This is a genomic window from Agrococcus sp. UYP33 (genome assembly GCF_054060915.1).
In genome coordinates this window covers 192,735-210,316 of the sequence record NZ_JBSSDR010000002.1, presented here as the reverse complement: position 1 = coordinate 210,316, position 17,582 = coordinate 192,735, and the positions used below count along the sequence as shown (strand labels likewise).

At 73.4% G+C, this 17,582-nt stretch carries 16 protein-coding genes; 3 read left to right on the top strand and 13 right to left on the bottom strand.

The window, feature by feature from the left end; genetic code table 11:
• Positions 1-2: 2 nt before the first annotated feature.
• The 3 genes from ACVWW9_RS11255 to pdhA are packed head-to-tail and all read right to left on the bottom strand — an operon-like array spanning position 3 to position 3,477.
• Positions 3-1,328 carry a dihydrolipoamide acetyltransferase family protein gene (locus ACVWW9_RS11255; protein ID WP_456515582.1) on the bottom strand — a complete coding sequence of 442 codons (1,326 nt, stop codon included), beginning with the start codon at positions 1,326-1,328 and terminating at the stop codon, positions 3-5.
• A complete protein-coding gene (locus tag ACVWW9_RS11250) occupies positions 1,325-2,362 on the bottom strand; it encodes an alpha-ketoacid dehydrogenase subunit beta (RefSeq protein ID WP_456515581.1) in 1,038 nt (345 codons plus the stop codon). Before ACVWW9_RS11250 ends, ACVWW9_RS11255 begins: the two co-directional genes overlap by 4 nt.
• The gene (pdhA, locus tag ACVWW9_RS11245) at positions 2,359-3,477 is read right to left on the bottom strand and encodes a pyruvate dehydrogenase (acetyl-transferring) E1 component subunit alpha (protein ID WP_123697719.1); all 1,119 of its coding nucleotides are present in this window, start codon (positions 3,475-3,477) and stop codon (positions 2,359-2,361) included. The genes ACVWW9_RS11250 and pdhA overlap by 4 nt, the downstream gene beginning before the upstream one ends.
• A gap of 175 nt (positions 3,478-3,652) precedes the next feature.
• Here pdhA and ACVWW9_RS11240 point away from each other — a divergent pair, with 175 nt between their 5' ends.
• Entirely contained in the window at positions 3,653-4,126 is a 474-nt protein-coding gene (locus ACVWW9_RS11240) for an Lrp/AsnC family transcriptional regulator (protein ID WP_123697718.1), read from the top strand.
• Between the two features lie 17 nt (positions 4,127-4,143).
• On the opposite strand, the gene ACVWW9_RS11235 is transcribed toward ACVWW9_RS11240, so the two are convergent.
• A complete protein-coding gene (locus tag ACVWW9_RS11235; protein WP_456515580.1) occupies positions 4,144-4,710 on the bottom strand; it encodes a cyclodeaminase/cyclohydrolase family protein in 567 nt (188 codons plus the stop codon).
• Between the two features lie 81 nt (positions 4,711-4,791).
• Between ACVWW9_RS11235 and ACVWW9_RS11230 the strand changes: the two genes are divergently transcribed.
• Positions 4,792-5,673 carry a VOC family protein gene (locus ACVWW9_RS11230; protein WP_456515579.1) on the top strand — a complete coding sequence of 294 codons (882 nt, stop codon included), beginning with the start codon at positions 4,792-4,794 and terminating at the stop codon, positions 5,671-5,673.
• A gap of 621 nt (positions 5,674-6,294) precedes the next feature.
• Positions 6,295-6,708, top strand: coding sequence for a hypothetical protein (locus ACVWW9_RS11225; RefSeq protein WP_456515578.1), 414 nt, complete (start codon positions 6,295-6,297; stop codon positions 6,706-6,708).
• Between the two features lie 9 nt (positions 6,709-6,717).
• On the opposite strand, the gene ACVWW9_RS11220 is transcribed toward ACVWW9_RS11225, so the two are convergent.
• From ACVWW9_RS11220 to ACVWW9_RS11180, 9 genes are all read right to left on the bottom strand, one after another.
• Positions 6,718-7,497, bottom strand: coding sequence for an HpcH/HpaI aldolase/citrate lyase family protein (locus ACVWW9_RS11220; RefSeq protein ID WP_456515577.1), 780 nt, complete (start codon positions 7,495-7,497; stop codon positions 6,718-6,720).
• Entirely contained in the window at positions 7,494-8,681 is a 1,188-nt protein-coding gene (locus ACVWW9_RS11215; RefSeq protein ID WP_456515576.1) for a CaiB/BaiF CoA transferase family protein, read from the bottom strand. Before ACVWW9_RS11215 ends, ACVWW9_RS11220 begins: the two co-directional genes overlap by 4 nt.
• Positions 8,678-10,687 carry an SUMF1/EgtB/PvdO family nonheme iron enzyme gene (locus ACVWW9_RS11210; RefSeq protein ID WP_456515575.1) on the bottom strand — a complete coding sequence of 670 codons (2,010 nt, stop codon included), beginning with the start codon at positions 10,685-10,687 and terminating at the stop codon, positions 8,678-8,680. The genes ACVWW9_RS11215 and ACVWW9_RS11210 overlap by 4 nt, the downstream gene beginning before the upstream one ends.
• Positions 10,684-12,048: an ADP-ribosylglycohydrolase family protein gene (locus ACVWW9_RS11205; protein WP_456515574.1), complete on the bottom strand. Its 1,365-nt coding sequence runs from the start codon at positions 12,046-12,048 to the stop codon at positions 10,684-10,686. Before ACVWW9_RS11205 ends, ACVWW9_RS11210 begins: the two co-directional genes overlap by 4 nt.
• On the bottom strand, positions 12,045-13,196 hold the full coding sequence (locus tag ACVWW9_RS11200) for an ADP-ribosylglycohydrolase family protein (protein ID WP_456515573.1): 1,152 nt from the start codon (positions 13,194-13,196) through the stop codon (positions 12,045-12,047). The genes ACVWW9_RS11205 and ACVWW9_RS11200 overlap by 4 nt, the downstream gene beginning before the upstream one ends.
• Positions 13,197-13,274: 78 nt before the next feature.
• The gene (locus tag ACVWW9_RS11195; RefSeq protein ID WP_123697711.1) at positions 13,275-14,573 is read right to left on the bottom strand and encodes an ABC transporter substrate-binding protein; all 1,299 of its coding nucleotides are present in this window, start codon (positions 14,571-14,573) and stop codon (positions 13,275-13,277) included.
• A 49-nt stretch (positions 14,574-14,622) separates the two neighbouring features.
• Positions 14,623-15,462: a carbohydrate ABC transporter permease gene (locus tag ACVWW9_RS11190; RefSeq protein WP_456515572.1), complete on the bottom strand. Its 840-nt coding sequence runs from the start codon at positions 15,460-15,462 to the stop codon at positions 14,623-14,625.
• The gene (locus ACVWW9_RS11185; protein ID WP_456515571.1) at positions 15,459-16,376 is read right to left on the bottom strand and encodes a carbohydrate ABC transporter permease; all 918 of its coding nucleotides are present in this window, start codon (positions 16,374-16,376) and stop codon (positions 15,459-15,461) included. Before ACVWW9_RS11185 ends, ACVWW9_RS11190 begins: the two co-directional genes overlap by 4 nt.
• On the bottom strand, positions 16,373-17,413 hold the full coding sequence (locus tag ACVWW9_RS11180; protein ID WP_456515570.1) for a LacI family DNA-binding transcriptional regulator: 1,041 nt from the start codon (positions 17,411-17,413) through the stop codon (positions 16,373-16,375). Before ACVWW9_RS11180 ends, ACVWW9_RS11185 begins: the two co-directional genes overlap by 4 nt.
• Positions 17,414-17,582 lie beyond the last annotated feature (169 nt).

Genomic DNA, 17,582 nt, shown 5'->3' with positions numbered 1-17,582 from the left:
CCCTACCGTGCCAGTGCGAGGCTGGGACGCTCGAGCACCGCGGCGACATCGGCGAGGAAGCCGGCCGCCTCGCGCCCGTCGAGCACCCGGTGGTCGAACGAGACGGTGACCGTGCAGACGTCGCGCAGCACGATCTCGCCCTCGTGGGCCCACGGCATCTTCCGCACCGCGCCGAGCGCGAGGATGACCGACTCCCCCGGGTTGAGGATCGGGATGCCGCCGTCGACGCCGAAGACGCCGACGTTCGAGACGGTGATGTTCGACGACGTGAGCTCGGCCATCGACAGCGCGTTGTCGCGGGCGCGCGTGGCGCGGTCCTTGATCGCAGCGGTGAGCGCGAGCGCGTCCATCGCCTCCGCCTCGTCGATCGACGCGACCACGAGCCCGCGGTCGGTCGAGACGGCGATGCCGAGGTTGACGTGCGCGAAGCGCTCGAGCTCGTTCGTGTCGGCGTGGAACGACGACGTGACGTCGGGCCAGCGCTTCGCGGCGAGCAGGATCGCGCGGCACGCGAGCGCGAGGAACGACGCATCGCCCGAGCGGGCGAGCGCGAGCGTCTCGGTGACGTCGACCTGGTGGAAGGTCGCGGCGTGCGGCACCGTCAGCGCCGACTGCGACATCGCGGCAGCGGTGTGCTTGCGGAGTCCCGTCACCTTCTCGCGGGTGGACGCGGGCGCGGCAGCGGTGGCCGGTGCAGCGGATGCGCTGCCGTGCGACTCGAGGTCGGCGCGCGTGACGAGCCCGTCGGTGCCCGACGGCCGCACCGACTGCAGGTCGATGCCGCGCTCCTTCGCGAGCTTCCGCACCGGCGGCATGGCGCGGTTCGCGCGACGCTCGGCGGGGCGCTCGGTGCGCGAGAAGGGCGCGACGTCCCAGGTGCGCTTCGCGCGCACGGGCTTGCCGCCGTGCACCGTGATGGAGCCGACGAGCACCGAGACCTTCTCCGGCTTCGACTCGGGCTCGATCGCCGCGGGCGTCTCCTCGATCGTCTCGTCGGGGGTCGCGACCGGACCGGCCTCGGGCGACGGCACTGCTTCGTCGGCGATCGGCTCGTCGGCCGCCGGCGCATCCGCTGCCGGTGCACCGCCCGCACCGTCGACGTCGAACTCGATGAGCGGCGCGCCGACGGCGACCGTCTCGCCCTCGGCCGCGTGCAGCTTGGTGATGACGCCCTCGTAGGGGCTCGGCAGCTCGACGACGGCCTTGGCCGTCTCGATGTCGGCGAGCGGCTGGTTGAGCTCCACCGTGTCGCCCTCGGCGACGCGCCAGGAGACGACCTCGCTCTCGGTGAGGCCCTCGCCGAGGTCGGGCAGCAGGAACGTCTTCATCGGGCGGCTCCTGCCGTGACGAGTGCGGATGCCGAGTCGAGCTCGTCGCGCGAGCTGCGGCGGCCGAGCGTGCGGTCGACGGCGTCGAGGATGCGGTCGAGGCTCGGCAGGTAGTCGTGCTCGATCGCCGACGGCGGGTAGGGCGTGTCATACCCGGTGACGCGCTCGGGCGCCGCCTCGAGGCTCGAGAAGGCGCGCTCGACGACGGACGTGATGAGCTCGCTCGAGACCGAGACCTCGCCGGGCGCCTCGTGCGCGACGACGAGCCGGCCGGTGCGGCGCACCGACTCGACGACGGTGTCGACGTCGAGCGGAGAGATCGAGCGCAGGTCGATGACCTCGATCTTGATGCCCTCGTCGGCGGCGGCGATCGCGGCGCGCAGCGCGGTCTCGACCGTCGGGCCGTAGGCGGCGACCGTCACGTCGCGGCCGGCGGCCACGACGTTGGCGGTGTCGAGGTCGCGGACGATCGAGCGGTCGACCTCGCCCTTCGTGTAGTACTTGCCCTTCGGCTCGAAGAACAGCACCGGGTCGTCGCTCGCGATCGCGGCGCGCAGCGTCGAGTACGCCTCCTGCGGCGTCGATGCGGTCACCACGCGGAGGCCCGCGGTGTGCGCGAAGTACGCCTCGGGCGACTCGGAGTGGTGCTCGACCGAGCCGATCGCGCCGCCGAACGGCACGCGGATCGTGAGCGGCACCTTCACGCGGCCCTTCGAGCGGAAGTGCAGCTTCGCCACCTGCGCGACGATCTGGTCGAAGGCGGGGTAGATGAAGCCGTCGAACTGGATCTCGGCGACGACGCGGAAGCCGCGGTAGCCCATGCCGATCGCGGTGCCGATGATCGCCGACTCGGCGAGCGGCGCGTCGATCACGCGGTCCTCGCCGAAGCGAGCCTGCAGGCCGTCGGTGACGCGGAAGACGCCGCCGAGCTTGCCGATGTCCTCGCCCATGAGCAGCACGCGGTCGTCGCCCTCGAGCGAGTCGGCGAGCGCCGCGTTGACGGCCTTCGCGAGCGTGAGCGTCTCGGTGGTCATCGGTTCCCCTCGATGGATGCGGCGAACGCGCGGCGCTCGGCCTGCTGGCGCTGGATGCGCTTCGTCGGCTGGTCGTAGACGTGCTCGAACATCGCGTCGGCGTGCGGCGCGACGGCGTGCTCGGCGGCGGCGCGGAGCTCCTTGGCGAGCTCGTCGGCGCGGATCTTCGCCTCGGCGCGGACGGCCTCCATGTTGGCGCCCATCCGCTCCAGGGCGCGCTCGACGCGGTCGATCGGGTCCTTCGCGGTCCACTCCTCGAGCTCGGCCTCGTCGCGGTAGCGCTTGGGGTCGTCGGTCGTGGTGTGCGGGCCCCGGCGGTACGTGACGGCCTCGATGAAGGTCGGGCCGCCGCCGGAGCGGGCGCGCTCGAAGGCGATGCGCGCGGCGGCGTGCATCGCGAGCACGTCGTTGCCGTCGACGCGCATCGAGGGGATGCCGAAGCCGGTCGGGCGCAGCGCGAGCGGCGTGCCGGACTGCACGCGCACGGGCTCGGAGATCGCGTACTGGTTGTTCTGGCAGAGGAAGACGACGGGCGCCTGGAAGGCGGATGCCCAGACGAGCGCCTCGTTGACGTCGCCCTCGCTCGTCGCGCCGTCGCCGAAGCAGGCGAGCGCGACGTCGTCGGAGCGGTCGAGCTTCGAGGCCATGGCGAAGCCGGTCGCGTGGAGGCTCTGTGCGCCGATGATGATCTGCGCCGGCGCCATCCGGATCTCCTGCGGGTCCCAGCCGCCGTGCGCGTAGGCCTTCCAGACGTTGGCGAACTCGGCGAGGTCGACGCCCTTGAGCAGCGCGAACGCGTGCTCGCGGTAGGAGCCGAAGACCCAGTCCTCGGTGCGCAGCGCGCGGGCCGGGCCGACCTGCGCGGCCTCCTGGCCGAGCAGCGGCGGCCAGAGCACGAGGTGGCCCTGGCGGGTGAGGGCGAACGCCTCGGTGTCGAGCCGGCGCACGCGCACCATGTCGACGTAGAGGTTCGTGAGGGCCGACTCGTCGATGTCGGTCAGGTGCGGATCGAGCAGCGCATCCGGCAACCGGGAGCCGTCGAGGTCGAGCACGCGCAGCGGGCAGTCGAGGCCGACGGCGAGCGCGGGGTCAGGTGCTGGCACGGTGATCGACACGGTCGAACCTCCTCGTTCGAAGCGCCTCTTGAGCGCCTGTCGGCTGCGCCGGACGGGTGCATCCGGTGAGCGTGGCTCGACGCTACCTCGGGGGCGCACTTCGCGCAATCAGCGACACACCGCCTGCGCTTCTCGCCCATTCCGGTGCGCTCTGGGCTGCGCTAGATTGCGCACCATGCGCATCGTCGATGACACCGACCGCAGGATCCTGCTCGAGCTGACGCGGCATCCCCGGATCACGAACGCCGCGATCGCCGAGCAGCTCGGCCTCGCGCGCAACACCGTGCAGTCGCGCGTCGCCGCGCTCGAGGCGTCGGATGCGCTGCAGGGCTTCGACCGCCGGTTCCACGCCGCAGCCCTCGGCTACCCGCTCACCGTCTTCATGGCCACGCACGTCGACCAGCCGCGCATCGACGCCGTGGTCGAGCAGCTGCGCGAGATCCCGGAGGTCGTGCAGGCCTTCGGGCTCTCGGGGCAGGCGGACGTGCTCGTGCGCGCCGTGTGCCGCGACGCGGAGGACCTCTACCGGGTGAACAAGCTCGTGCTCGCGTGCGACGGCGTCGTGCGCACCGAGACGTGGCTGTCGATGGGCGAGCTCATCCCCTTCCGGCTCGCGCCGGTGCTGGAGCGCGACCTCGGGCGCCGCTGACGCAGGCGCCGACGACGTCAGCCGCGCGCGTCGAGCGCGTCGTCGAGCGCCGCGACGAGCCTCTCGCGCCGCTGCCGCAGGGCGGCGGATGCGTCGGACCCGTCGCGCTCGAGCGTCGCGAGGTTGAGGTCGGCCGCGCGGAGCGCTGCACGGGCGGCGCCGGCGATGAGGTCGCCGCCCGACAGCACGTCGCTGACGAGCGCGTGCTTGACGACCGGCTCGGCCTCCGCGGCGAGCGCGAGCGCGTCGACGAGCGCCGCCAGCAGCTCGAGCGGCCGCTCGGTCGCCGCGACCGTCGCCGACTCGAGGGCCGCGTCGTCGCCGCCGTCGCCGCTCGCCTCGATGACGGCGCCGAACGCGGCGACATCCGCGTCGGCGGCCGGCGTGACGCGCTCGAGGATCGCCTCGCCCCGCTCGCGCAGGCTCGCGGGCGCATCCTCGGTGATGCTCAGCGCCATGAGCACGAGCGCGATGCCGAACGCACCCGCGACCGCCGCGACCGAGCCGTTGCCAGGCGTCGGCTCCGACGAGGCGGTGCGCCGCAGCAGCTCGTCGGCACGCAGGGACCACACGCTGCTGCTCACGACCGAGGAGCCTAGCCGGGCGGTCCGGGCGCCCGCCCGGAATGCCGGCCGGCCGCGGGCGTTGCCTCCTGTGGAGGAACCATGACCACGATCGACCTGCTGCCCGACGCCACCGCGATGGGCCCCGTGATGCTGAAGACCGCGAAGCTCGCGCGGCTCGTGCACTGGTACACCACCGGTGTCGGCCTGCAGCACGTCGCCGAGCGGCCGGGCGCGGTCGAGCTGGGCGTCGACGGACGCACGATCCTCGTGCTCGAGGAGGCACCCGACCTGCGCGGACCGAACCCGTCCGACGCGGGGCTCTTCCACACGGCGATCCTCTACCCGACCCAGGCGGCACTGGCGGCAGCGGTCGTGCGGATGTCGCAGATCCCGGGCATCCAGTTCGCCGGCACCGGCGACCACCACGTCTCCGAGGCCTTCTACTTCGCCGACCCCGACGGCAACGGCGTCGAGCTGTACGCCGACCGGCCCCGCGATCGGTGGGAGTGGGCGAACGGGCACGTGCACATGACGACGGAGTTCATCGACCCGAACCGCTTCGTCGACGAGCACCTCGATCGCGGCGCGTTCGGCACCTCGCAGATCGCGCCCGCCGACGCGAAGGTCGGGCACGTGCACCTGCAGGTCGGCGACGTGCGGACCGCTCGGGCCTTCTACGTCGACGCGCTCGGCTTCGCCGAGACCGCGTCGCTCGGCGGCACCGCGCTCTTCGTGAGCGCGGGCGGCTACCACCACCACATGGCGATGAACGTCTGGAATTCGCGCGGCGCCGGCCGTCGCGCCGACACGCTCGGGCTCGGCCGCGTCGAGATCACCGTGCCCGATGCGGATGCGCTGGGCGCCGCCCGCCAGCGACTGGCGGCGCGCGGCGTGGCCGTCGCGGACGACGGCCGCAGCATCCGCTTCGACGACCCGTGGGCGAACGCGATCACCCTGACCCCCCTCGCCCCCGCCGAGTAGCAGCCGCCCCTCCCCGCTCGTCGCCGAAGGCCGCGTATCGAGACGACCTCGCGCTCCCGTCGAGTAGCCGCCCCTCCCCGCTCGTCGAGTAGCAGCCGAAGGCCGCGTATCGAGACGACCCCTCGCCGCCCGCCGAGGGGCGGCCGCCCAACCCCGCTCGTCGAGGAGCAGCCGAAGGCCGCGTATCGAGACGACCTCGCGCCGCCAGTCGAGGAGCAGCCCCTACCCGCTCGTCGAGTAGCAGCCGAAGGCCGCGCATCGAGACGAATCGAACCGTCACCTTGCACCGGTCTCGATACGGGCGGCTCCGCCGTCCTCCTCGACCAGCGGTGGAGGTCTCGATACGGGCGGCTCCGCCGTCCTACTCGACCAGCGATGGAGGCACCGACAAACTCTCAGCATCATCGCGAACACTGTTTGGAAACCGCGACGGGAGGGTGCGATGACCTCGGTGCAGAGGCGGAGGTCCGGGAGTCGGACCGTCGCTCCGGATGACATTCCGCCACGGAGCGCTATGCGAGCCCCGGGCAGGCGCTGGCCGCGCCTCGAACGATGAGCGGCCGGCACGCGCCCGACGAGCGCGCGCAGGCCGAGCGGCTCGTTCGCCATCGACGACGCGCCATGCGGTTCGTCGCCCTCGGCGTCGTCGTGACGGTGCTGGGGCTGGCGCTGCTCCCCCTCACCGAGCCCACCACGACCGCCGGGCTGGAGCAGCAGCCGCGCGCGTGGGCGGTCGGCGTCGTCGTGCTCGGTCTGTGCATGACCATCGCGTCGCTGCTCTCCCGCTCGGCGCCGTCGACGGAGCCGCGGTCGAGGCGACCGGGCCGACCCTCGTGGCTGCTGCTGGCGATCGCGGCGTGCGGGCTGATCACGCTGGCTGCGACCGTCAGCGCGGGCTACGAGCATCCATGGAGCTACGTCTCGCCCACCCTGCTGACCGTGTACCCGCTCGCGATGTACTCGCACCAGTCGTGGCGCTATCGGCGCTTCGTGAGCGCGCGAGCGGCCTCACCGCGGCGGCGCGCGGTGGGGTGATCTGCTCGATCACCCGTTCTGGCGGGCGAGGATGCGCTCCGCGCGCGCCCGCATCGCCTCGTCGACCATCTGGCCGTCAGCGAGCGTCGTGACGCCCCCGCCCTGGGCGAGCGCGGCGAGCACGCCATCCGCCCACGCCACGTCCTCCGCACTCGGCGCGAACGCCCGGCGGATGACCTCGATCTGCTTGGGGTGGACCGCCGTGCGCCCGCCGAAGCCGAGCGCCGCCCCCGCCCGGCAGTCGGCCTCGAGCCCGTCGAGGTCGGCGATCGCCGGGTACACCGACATGAGCGGCGCCGGCAGTCCCGCGCCCCTCGCGGCGAGCACGAGCAGGATCCGCAGGTGCTCGATCATCGCCGGGCTCGTCGCGCCGAGGTCGCTCCGCAGGTCGGACTCCCCCAGCGCCACCGAGGCGACGGCGGCGTGCGCGGCGATCTCGTCGAGCCGCGCGACGCCGACCGCATCCTCGACGATCGCGTGCAGCCGTCGCGAGTCGAGATCGAGTCGGTCGACGACCGCGTCGAGGTCGGCCGCGCCGCGCACCTTCGGCACCCGCAGCTCCACCTCGTGCGCCGCGAGCACCTCGAGGTCGTCGAGCCCGCCGATCCGCACCTGCAGCCCGCCCGGGCCGCGCTGCCGCAGGAACGCGTCGACCGCCTCTCGTGCGACCGCCTTGCGGTCCTGCCCCACCGCGTCCTCGAGGTCGAGGATGACGACATCCGCGCCCGACTCGACGGCCTTGCCGAAGCGGTCGGGCCGATCCCCCGGCACGTACAGCGCGACGGTCACACGATCCCCCGCTCCCGCAGCGCCCGAGCCTGCTCGGGCGTGATGCCGAGCTCGGCGAGCACCGCGTCGGTGTCCTCGCCGTGCCGCCTGCCGGTGTGGCGCACCTCGCCGGGCGTCGCCGACATCCGGAACAGCACGTTCTGCATGCGGATCTCCCCCAGCTCGGCGTCGTGGATGGGCAGGATCGTACCGAGCGACGCGTACTGCGGGTTCGTCATCACGCCCGAGATGTCGTCGACGACGCCGATCGCCGCCTCGACCCGCTCGAACTCGCCGACGACCTCGGCGAGCGTGCGCTCGCCGATCCAGCCACCGACCGCCGCATCCAGCTCCTCGACGTGCTCGACGCGCGTGCGGCCGGAGGCGAACCAGGGCTCGGCGATCACGTCGGGACGGCCGACGAGCGCCATGACGCGCTCGGCGACCGACTGCGACGACGTCGATACCGCCACCCAACGGCCGTCGGCGGTGCGGTAGACGTTGCGCGGCGCGTTGTTGACCGAGCGGTTGCCGACCCTCGGCTGCACGAGCCCCAGCTGGTCGAAGGCGGTGATCTGCCCGCCGAGCAGCATGAGGATGGGTTCGATGATCGCCATGTCGATCACCTGCCCCTCGCCCGAGCGCTCCGCGTGCCGCAGCGCGATCGCGCAGGCGTAGGCCGTCGCGAGCGCGGTGATGCCGTCGGCGAGGCCGAAGGGCGGCAGGATCGGCGGCCCGTCCGGCTCGCCGGTGATCGCGGCGAACCCGCTCATCGCCTCGGCGATCGAGCCGAAGCCGGGCTGGCGCGCCATCGGACCGGACTGCCCGAAAGCGGTGACGCGCGCGATCACGAGCGCCGGGTTCGCATCGTGAAGCTGCGCCGGCTCCAGGCCCCACCGCTCGAGGGTGCCGGGCCGGAAGTTCTCGATCAGCACGTCGGCGCCGCGCGCCAGCTCGAGCAGCAGCGCCGCACCCTCCGCCTGCGAGAGGTCGAGCGTCGTCGTGCGCTTGCCGCGCCCGAGCGTCTTCCACCACAGGTTCACGCCGTCCTTGGCCGGGCCGTGCCCTCGCGACGCGTCCGGGCGCCGCGGATGCTCCACCTTGATCACGTCGGCGCCGAAGTCGCCCAGGAAGGTCGCCGCGAGCGGGCCGGCGAAGAGCGTCGAGACGTCGAGCACGCGCACGCCCTCGAGCGGGCCGGTCATCGCGCATCCCCCTGCTCCGGTCCGGAGCCGGGCTCGAGGTCCCAGGCCAGCCGGAAGCCGATCGCGCTCGAGCGGTCGATGCCCGTGCGCAGCCATGCCAACGACCGCTCCGGCGGCTGCGGGCCGCCGTCGGCGTACCAGTCCGAGCCGGTGACGGCGCGCTCGCTGCCGCCCTTGAGGATCGTCCTCCGCGTGATGCCGTCGGTCATCTCGCTCTCCGTCCAGTTCCACACCCTCGGGCTGCGCCGCTCCAGCTCGGCGCCCGCGACCTGCCACTCGTGGTCCGTCGGCAGCCGCGCGCCGACCGCGGCCGCGAACCGGCGGGCGTCGTCGAGGTCGACGTGCGTCACGGGCGCGTCGGGCGCGCCTTCGCGCGGCTCGAGCCCCGCATCGCGGGCGGCCGCGTTCCAGTCCGCCACGCTCACCTCCCGGCGCGCGATCGCGACCGCGTCGAGCTCGGCGCGCACCTCGATCTCGCGCTCGTCGTGCAGCCGCGGCGGCAGCGGCTTCCACTCCTCGACGTACGGCGCCTCGCCGTAGAGGCCCGTCTCGCGCCGCCGCCACTGCACCCGCAGCTCGTGCACGCCGGCCGGCACGAGCACGGCATCCTCCGGCGGCGCGGCGCTCGACCTCGGCACGCGGATGCGCTCGGTCGCCCGGGCGGGGAACGCGGCATCCGCCCACGCCGGGTCGTCATGCGCAGGATCGGCGGCCGCCGCCTCGAGCAGCGCCGGCAGCCACGCCGGCGCCTCGCCGCGCACCGCGAGCACCGCGGCGATGCCGTGCGCGGGGATCGTCAGCTCGCCGTCGGTCGCAGCTCCCCGTGCCAGGTCCCACAGCGCGCCCTCGACCGGCGCGAGGAAGCGCCCGGTGACCGGCTCGTCGCCGCGATGCACGAGCGTCACGAGCGTGACGTCGCCGAACGTCCAGGTCGTGCCGTGGACGCCGAGCTCTGCCGCCTCGGCCGTCGCGCCGGCGAGCGGCGCCCACTCCCCCTGCTCGAGCAGCTCGTGGCACGCGCGCTGCACCCGGGAGATGGCGCGCAGCGTCGCGCGATCGCGCGCGCTCCAGCCCACCCACACGCCGAAGACCGCATCCCAGACGAGCACGCCCGTGCCGTTCATCCACGCCGTCTGCAGCTCCTCGGCGTGCGAGCGGTTCCAGCGCCGCACGCCGTGCAGCATGTGCCGGCGCTCGACGAGCCGCGCGCGCTGCACGCCCGGCGCGCGCGAGTCGGCGAACCACTGCGACCACGACAGCACGTGGTCGCGCAGGCGCTCGTTCGGCGCCCGCGACTCGCCCTCGAGCGCGAGCGGTCGGTCGCCGCCCACCGCCGCGAGGAACGCGGGATCGGCCTGCTTCAGCGTGTCGAGGAAGACGCCGTCGGCGCCGAGGTCGTCGGCGACGAGCCGCAGCGACTCGCCGTCCGAGCGCTCGCGGCCCGACGCATCCGTCTCGCGCCGCGTGCCGGTGTCCCACGGGTTGTAGTCGAGGAAGACGCGCACCCCGGCCGCGTGCAGGTCGGCGACGAGCGCGGCGAGGCCCGGCACGTCGCGGTACCAGTCGAACTGGTTGCGCTCGTCGATGCCGATGCACGGGTAGGCGTGCCAGAGCACGAGCCCGTCGAGGCCGCCGAGGTCGTCGTAGGCGGCGAGCAGCCGATCGGGCGTGAAGCGCCGCTCCCGCCAGTCCCACAGCCGCTCGTCCCAGAGCCAGATCTGCGCGGCGACGCGGCAGCGCGCGGCCCACGGGACGGCGTCGTAGGCGGCGTCGTCGTGCGCGAGCCGCGACCGCGCGTCGGCGGCGAGCGCGGCGAGCTCCTCGCGCCAGGCGGGCCAGTGCGCAGGGTCTTCGGGCGCGGCGAGGATCTTGGCGATGTCGACGGCCGCGGCGTCCAGCCGCTCGTCGCCGAGCGCGGGCAGCGGCACGGCGGTCGGCAGGTCGATCGGGCGCGGCACGAGCGGGTCGAACGCGTTCGTGGGCGCCTCGTCGGGGTCGATGGTCACGAGCCGGCCTCCGCGAGCGCGAGCGTGCGTGCGGCGAGGTCGTCGAAGCGCACGCCGTCGAAGCCGGCGAGGGTCGTGCGGTAGACGCCGCGGATGGGCGCGGCGAGGTCCGCGGGGATGGCGGCGGTGCCGGCGGCGCCGAGCAGCCCGCCGACGCTCGCACCGACCGAGTCGGTGTCCCAGCCGCCCGCGACCGCGAGCCCGACGCCGCGCGCGAAGTCGTCGCGGCCGCGGAGCGCCGCGAGCACGAGCAGCGCGGTGTTGCCCAGCACGTGCACCCAGTGGAGGTGGCCATAGGCGCGGTGCAGCTCGTCGAGGCATGCCTCGTCGTCGCGGTCGCTCGCGGCGAGCGACTGCCCGAGCCGCACGGCATCGGCGAGCCGCGAGCCGCTCGGCACGCAGCCGAGCCCTGCCTCGACCGCTGCCTCCACGCCTGCTCCGGCGACGGCCACCGCTGCGGCGCCGGCCATGAACGCTGCGCCGTGGACGCCGGCGCGACGGTGCGTGAGCTTCGCATCCGTCACCGCGAGCTCCGCCGCCGCGGCCGGATCGCCCGGATGCGCCCAGCCGTAGGCGTCGGCGCGGATGAGTGCGCCGATCCAGTCGACGAACGGGTTGCCGCGCACCGCGGCGACGTCGGGCTCCTCGCCCGAGAGCAGGTTGCGGTAGGCGATGCGCTCGGCCGTGAAGACACGGCCGGCGGGCAGCTGGTCGAGCCAGAGCTGCGCGATCGCGCTGGTGGTCAGCTCGCCTGCGGTCGCGCGCTCCTGCGCCACGAGCGCGAGGATCGCGAAGTTGAGGTCGTCGTCCTCGGGCATGCCGTCGATGACGCCGTCGAGGCTCGTCGGCCGCGAGCGCCGGTTCCACGGCCAGCGCGCCGCGATCTCCGGGTCGAGGCCCTGCTCGGTGAAGTAGCCGCGCACCGGCCAGCGGCCGGTCGACTCGGCGATCGCGCGGATGCCGTCTCGCGGGATCTTCTCGACCGGCTTGCCCACGAGGCAGCCGATGGCGCGGCCGAGCCACGCGCCACGGAGGCGGTCGTCGAGGCCGTCGGCGACCGGCACGGTCGGCGGCTCGAGCGCCATCGAGGCCCAGGCGTCGGGCTCCCGCTCCAGGAGCGAGGCGGGCCGCGGCAGCGCGGTCGCCGCCTCGGTGACGCGGGCAGCGGTCGCGCGCAGCCCCTCGTCGGCGCGGTCGGGGGTCGCGCCGCTCACCGGTGCGGTGAGCGACCCGCCGGCGGCGACGAGCTCGTCCTCGAGGGCCGAGACGTCGAGCCCGTCGAGCCGAGCGGCGACGAGGGCGTGCGCGGCGAGGTCCTCCGGCTGGGTCCAGCTCAGCCGCAGCATGGGGCCCGCGCTCACGCCTCGAGGCCCAGTGCGAGCGCGGCGCTCCGCCGCTCGCGGTGGCGCTCGTCGTCGGCGCGCCACACCTCGGCGGCAACGCCCGCCATGACGGCGCCGCTCGCGCGCAGGTCGAGGCGCGATGCCGTGCCGACCTCGTCGATCCACTCGGCGGGCACGCTGCCGAGACCCCCGAGCGCGCCGGCGACGGAGCCGGCCATGACCGCGATCGAGTCGGAGTCGCGTCCGTAGTTGACGGCGCCGAGCACGGCCTCGCGGTAGTCCCCGTCGCACGCGGCGAGCAGGCCGAGCGCGATCGGCAGCTCCTCGATCGCCTTCGTGCGGCTCGGCAGCCGGGCGTCCATCGCCGGCTGCCGGTACACATCCCCGACGGTGTCGAACGGGCGCACCGCGTCGCGCAGCACGGCGAGGCCGCCGTCGCGCCAGCCGTCGAGCCGGTGCCCTGCGCCGACGACCGCCTCGAGCGCCGCCCGGGTGCCGTCACGGGCGAGGCCGATCGCCGCGTCGAGCACGCCGTCGAGCGTGGCGCCGGGGGCGGATGCCGCGGCCACGGCGGCGGCGAAGACGCCCGCCGCCTCGCGGCCGTAGCTCGACTGGTGGGCGCCCGCGATGTCGATCGCCTCGGCGTAGGCGCCCCGCGCGTCGCCCGCGTTCACGAGCCCGACCGGGCCGACGTACATCGTGGCGCCGCAGTTCACGACGTTGCCGACCCCCGCCTCGCGCGGGTCGATGTGCCCGTAGTGCAGGCGGGCGACGAGCCACTTCTCGGCGAGGAAGACGCGCTGCAACGGCAGCGCCTCGGCTTCGAGCTCTGGGATCCACTGCACCTGGCCGATCATGCGCGGCACCAGGTGATCGGCGATGTCGTGCGCCGTCAGGTGCCGGCGCACCTCGGCGTAGACGTCGACGAGCAGGTTCGTCATGAGGGTGTCGTCCGTGACGTGGCCGTCGCCCTTGTGGTACGGCGCGATGGGGCGAGCGTGCCGCCAGTCGTCGAGGAAGGGCGGGACGATCCCCTCGATCGTGCCGCCGTAGCGCTGCTGGATCGTCTCGGGGGTGTTGCCCTCGGCCGCGCCGCCGAGGGCGTCGGCGACGGCCGCTCCCGCGAGCGACGCTGTCGCGATGTCTGCGAAGGATGCGTCGGTCATGTCGTCTCCGGATCGGTGCGGGCGTGCGCGGTCGGTGCCGCGCAGGGGGCGGCGTGCGCCCCCTGCGCGACGATGCGACTACTGGATGGAGTCCCAGCCCTCGGTCAGCTGCGTCGACAGCTGCTCGAGGGTGATGGCGTTCGAGAGGTACTGCTGGAACGCGGGCGTCGCGTACTGGTCCTTCCACTGCGGGTAGTTCACCGCGAGCTGGAACGGCGCAGCCTCGAGCACCGCGCCGGACGCGAGCATCTCGGCCCACCCGGTCTGGCCCTCGGTGGCGGTCGCGAGCGCGTCGCGTGCCGCGCCGGTCGTCGGGATCAGGCAGTCGCCCTCGCCGACGGCCGCGAGGTTCTCGGCCTGCATGTAGTAGTCGATGAACGCCGCGGCGCGATCCACGTACTCGGAGTCGGCCGAGACCGAGAGGGTCTGCGGCGAGGTGCCCTGCGCGGCGCCCGCGCTGCCCGCGAGCGGCGGCAGCACCGTCCACTCGAAGCCCTCGGGCGCGGTGTCGGCGATCTGCTGCGCGAGGAACGAGCCGCCGATGTACATGCCGTACGACCCGCCGAGGAAGCCCGGCAGCACGTCGGCGCCGGTCTGCGTGAGCGTGACGGGGTCGAGCGACTGGTCCTCGTAGGCCATCGCGTGCACCGTCTCGGGGATCGCGAGCTCGCCCTCGCCGATCTCGATCGTCGCCTCGCCCTCGGGGTCGACCTCGAAGAAGGTGCCCTCCTCGCCGAGCGCGAGGTTCATGAACGGCGCGGTCGGCGACTTCAGGCCCCAGCCGAGGCCGTAGGTGCCGTCGGCAGTGAGCTCCTGCGCGATCGAGCGCAGGTCCTCCCAGGCGAGCGACTCGCCGGTCGGCACCTCGACGCCGGCCGCCTCGAACGCCGCCGTGTTGGCGAACGCCACGTACGACTGCATGATGGTCGGCGCGGCGAAGATCTGGTCGTTCGCGGTCACCGTCGACCACACGCCCTCCGAGACGTCGCCCCGCAGCTCCTCGCTCAGGAACGGCGTCAGGTCGGCGAGGTAGCCGTCATGGGCGAAGCCGGCCATGTCGGACGCCTCGTTGTGGATGATGTCGGGCGCGTCGCCGCCCTGGAACTGCGTGACGAGCTGGTCGTGCACGTTGTCCCAGGAGCCCTGGACGAGGTCGATCTGCGTCTCGGGGTGCTCCGAGTTCCAGGAGTCGACGATCGACTCGGTCGCCGCGATCGTGGCGTCCTGGAAGGCGAGCGACTGGAAGGTGAGCGTGACCTCCTCGGTGGGGTCGGTCGTCTCGGTGGCGGTCGGCGCCTGGCCGCCGCCGAAGGCGCAGCCGGTCAGCAGCAGAGCGCCCGCCGCGAGCGTCATCGCGGCGCGGGGTGTGCGGTGCATGGTGTCTCCTCGGGATGGGTGGGGTGGAGATGGATGGATGGGTGGGTCGTCAGCCCTTGACGGCGCCCGAGAGCAGGCCCGACGTCAGGCGACGCTGGATGAGCGCGAAGAACAGCAGGCTCGGGATCGCGGCGAGCAGCGATGCCGCGGCGAGCTGGCCGAGCTGCACCTGGCCCTCCGCGCCCACGAAGAGCGCGAGCCGCTGCGGCAGCGTCTGCAGCGCCTCGTCCTTGATGAGCACGAGGGCGAAGAAGAACTCGTTCCACGACCCGATGAAGGCGAACAGGCTGGTCGCGACGAGCCCGGGGGCGAGCAGCGGCAGCACGATCGAGATCAGCACGCGCCACTTCGGCGCCCCGTCCATCGCGCCGGCCTCCTCGAGGTCGACGGGGATGGACGCGACGTAGCCCTGCAGCATCCAGAGCGCGAAGGGCAGCGACCAGACGACGTAGACGACCACGAGCCCGCCGAGCGAGTTGCCGAGCCCGAGCGGCTGCAGCATCAGGTAGAGCGGGACGATGATGAGGATGAACGGGAAGACCTGCGACAGCAGGATCCAGCCGGTCGCGAGCTTGCGGAGCCGGGTGCGGAAGCGCGCGAGCGCGTAGGCGGCCGGCAGCGAGACGGCGACGACGATGAGCGTCGTGACGAGCGCCACGATGAGGCTGTTGCCCGCCGCCTGGATGAGGTTCGCCCGGTCGATCGCGGCCGTGAAGTTGTCGAGGTTCCACTGCGCCGGCAGCAGCTGGGGATCGGGCGACTGCAGCTCGCGCTGGCTCTTGAAGGCCGTCGTGAACAGGAACAGCAGCGGGAACGCCAGGAAGATCATGAACAGCACGATCGCGACGTACTGGAGCATCCGTCCGATGCGGAAGCGGCGTCGTCTCATGCCTCTCGCCCCCTCGCCTGCGAGCGCAGGTAGAAGAACAGGAAGATCGCGATCACGATGACGATGACGTTGCCCATCGCGCTGGCGAGCCCGAAGTTGCCGTAGCGGAACGCCTCGTTGTAGGCGAAGAGCATCGGCAGCATCGTGCCCCACGCCCCCGCCGTCAGCACGTAGACCAGGGCGAAGGAGTTGAAGTTGTTGATGAAGTCGAGCGTGGTGATCGCGATGATCACCGGCTTCAGCGCCGGCAGCGTCACCGAGAAGAAGCGCTGCCAGGTGCCGGCGCCGTCGATCTGCGCCGCCTCGTGCAGCTCGGCGTTCACGCCCTGCAGGCCGGCGAGCAGCGTGATGGTGGTCTGCGGCATGCCGGCCCAGACGCCGACGACGATCGCGGCGGGGAGCGCCGTCGACGCCTGGCCGAGCCAGTTGATGGAGTCGGGCAGGCCGACCGCGCCGAGGCCCCCGTTCACCGCGCCGTAGGTCGGGTGCAGCATGAGGCGCCACATGATCGCGATGATCACCGGCGGCATCGCCCACGGGATGAGCGCGAGCGTGCGCGCGATGCCCTGGCCCCAGAGGTTCGCGTTCAGCAGCAGCGCGAGGCTCAGCGACGCGAAGAACTGGATGATCGTGACCGAGAACGCCCAGATGAGACCGATCCCGAACGAGTTCCAGAAGAGCTCGTAGCCGGCGAGCTCGACGTAGTTCTCGACCCCGGTGAACTCGACGGTCGCGTTCCGCGCGGCCGTCGCGTTCGTGAAGCCCAGCGCGATGCCCTGCAGCAGCGGCCAGACGCTGAAGACCAGGATCGGCAGCATCGCGGGCAGGAACAGCAGCCACGCGCCGCGCTCGGGACCGAACCGCGATCTGCGGGTCAGCCTCCGCTCGGCGACGACGACATCGACGGCGCTCATGGGCGGTCCCTCCTGGTGGACGACTCGCGCACGACGAGGCGCGGCACGACGGTGGCGTGCGAGGTGGCATCGGCGTCGCCGCGGAGCGACGCGAGCAGCTGCTGGGCGGCGAGCGTGCCGCGCGCCTCGGCGCCGAGGTCGACGCTCGTGAGGCTCGGGATCGCCATCTGCGCGAGCTCGGTGTCGTCCATGCCGACGACGAGGCAGTCGCCCGGCACCGCGATGCCGGCGTCCGACAGCACGCGCAGGGCAGCGAAGGCGATGAGGTCGTTCGCGGCGACGATCGCGTCGAACGATCGCGCGGACCGCTCGAGCAGCGCGTCGATGGCGGGCAGCGCGGCCGCGTGCGTGAAGTCGTCGGCGGCGACGACGAGCGCGGGATCGAAGGCCAGCCCCGCGGCATCGAGCGCCAGGCGGTAGCCCTCGAGGCGCATGCGCCCCGGAGTCGTGTCGACCGGGCCGTTCACGAACGCGATGCGCTGCGCGCCCTGCGCCACGAGGTGGTCGATCGCGAGCTGGACGCCGGCGCGCGAGTCGGCGCCCACGGCCCCGTGCACGGCCGTGGGCGGGAGCGAGCCGATCACGACGGTCGGCACGCGCGCCGCGTCGAGCGCCTCGAGCACCTGCTGCTCCGGGCGCAGCGGCACGACGATCAGGCCGTCGATCGTGCTCGGGCCGAAGCGGCCGATCGCCGCGGCGACGTCGGCGGGGTCCTGCGCCTGGGCGACGAGCAGGTGGCGGTCGTCGGCGGCGAGCTCGTGCTGGACGGCGCTCGTCATGCGGGCGTAGACGGGGTTGGCGGCATCCGGCACGATCATGGCGATCTGGCCGATCGTGCCGCCCTGCAGCGCACGGGCCACCGCGTTGGGCCGGTAGCCGAGCTGCTCGGCGACGAGGCGCACGCGCTCGGCCGTGGCGGCGGAGGCTCCCCCGCCGTGCAGCGCTCGGCTGGCGGTGGCGACGGAGACGCCCGCGACCTGCGCGACCGCGGTGATCGTCGGGAGACCGGCCATCCCCTGCTCCGCTCCGAGCGCCATCGCTCATCCCGTGGTCGTCCCGACTGGAAACGTTTCCAATCGGTCGAGTGCGACGATACGACACGGCCGAGGTGGAGCGCAAGCCCGACCTCGGAGCCGCCGATCACGAACCTCCCAAACGCGAAGCAGCGCGCGGCCGGGGGCCGCGCGCTGCTCGATCGTCGAAGGT

Bases quoted from the DNA above. Each gene is read 5' to 3' on its own strand.
- ACVWW9_RS11255 (WP_456515582.1), bottom strand. From the start codon at position 1,328: ATGAAGACGTTCCTGCTGCCCGACCTCGGCGAGGGCCTCACCGAGAGC.
- ACVWW9_RS11250 (WP_456515581.1), bottom strand. From the start codon at position 2,362: ATGACCACCGAGACGCTCACGCTCGCGAAGGCCGTCAACGCGGCGCTC.
- ACVWW9_RS11240 (WP_123697718.1), top strand. From the start codon at position 3,653: ATGCGCATCGTCGATGACACCGACCGCAGGATCCTGCTCGAGCTGACG.
- ACVWW9_RS11230 (WP_456515579.1), top strand. From the start codon at position 4,792: ATGACCACGATCGACCTGCTGCCCGACGCCACCGCGATGGGCCCCGTG.
- ACVWW9_RS11225 (WP_456515578.1), top strand. From the start codon at position 6,295: ATGCGGTTCGTCGCCCTCGGCGTCGTCGTGACGGTGCTGGGGCTGGCG.
- ACVWW9_RS11215 (WP_456515576.1), bottom strand. From the start codon at position 8,681: ATGACCGGCCCGCTCGAGGGCGTGCGCGTGCTCGACGTCTCGACGCTC.
- ACVWW9_RS11200 (WP_456515573.1), bottom strand. From the start codon at position 13,196: ATGACCGACGCATCCTTCGCAGACATCGCGACAGCGTCGCTCGCGGGA.
- ACVWW9_RS11195 (WP_123697711.1), bottom strand. From the start codon at position 14,573: ATGCACCGCACACCCCGCGCCGCGATGACGCTCGCGGCGGGCGCTCTG.
- ACVWW9_RS11190 (WP_456515572.1), bottom strand. From the start codon at position 15,462: ATGAGACGACGCCGCTTCCGCATCGGACGGATGCTCCAGTACGTCGCG.
- ACVWW9_RS11185 (WP_456515571.1), bottom strand. From the start codon at position 16,376: ATGAGCGCCGTCGATGTCGTCGTCGCCGAGCGGAGGCTGACCCGCAGA.
- ACVWW9_RS11180 (WP_456515570.1), bottom strand. From the start codon at position 17,413: ATGGCGCTCGGAGCGGAGCAGGGGATGGCCGGTCTCCCGACGATCACC.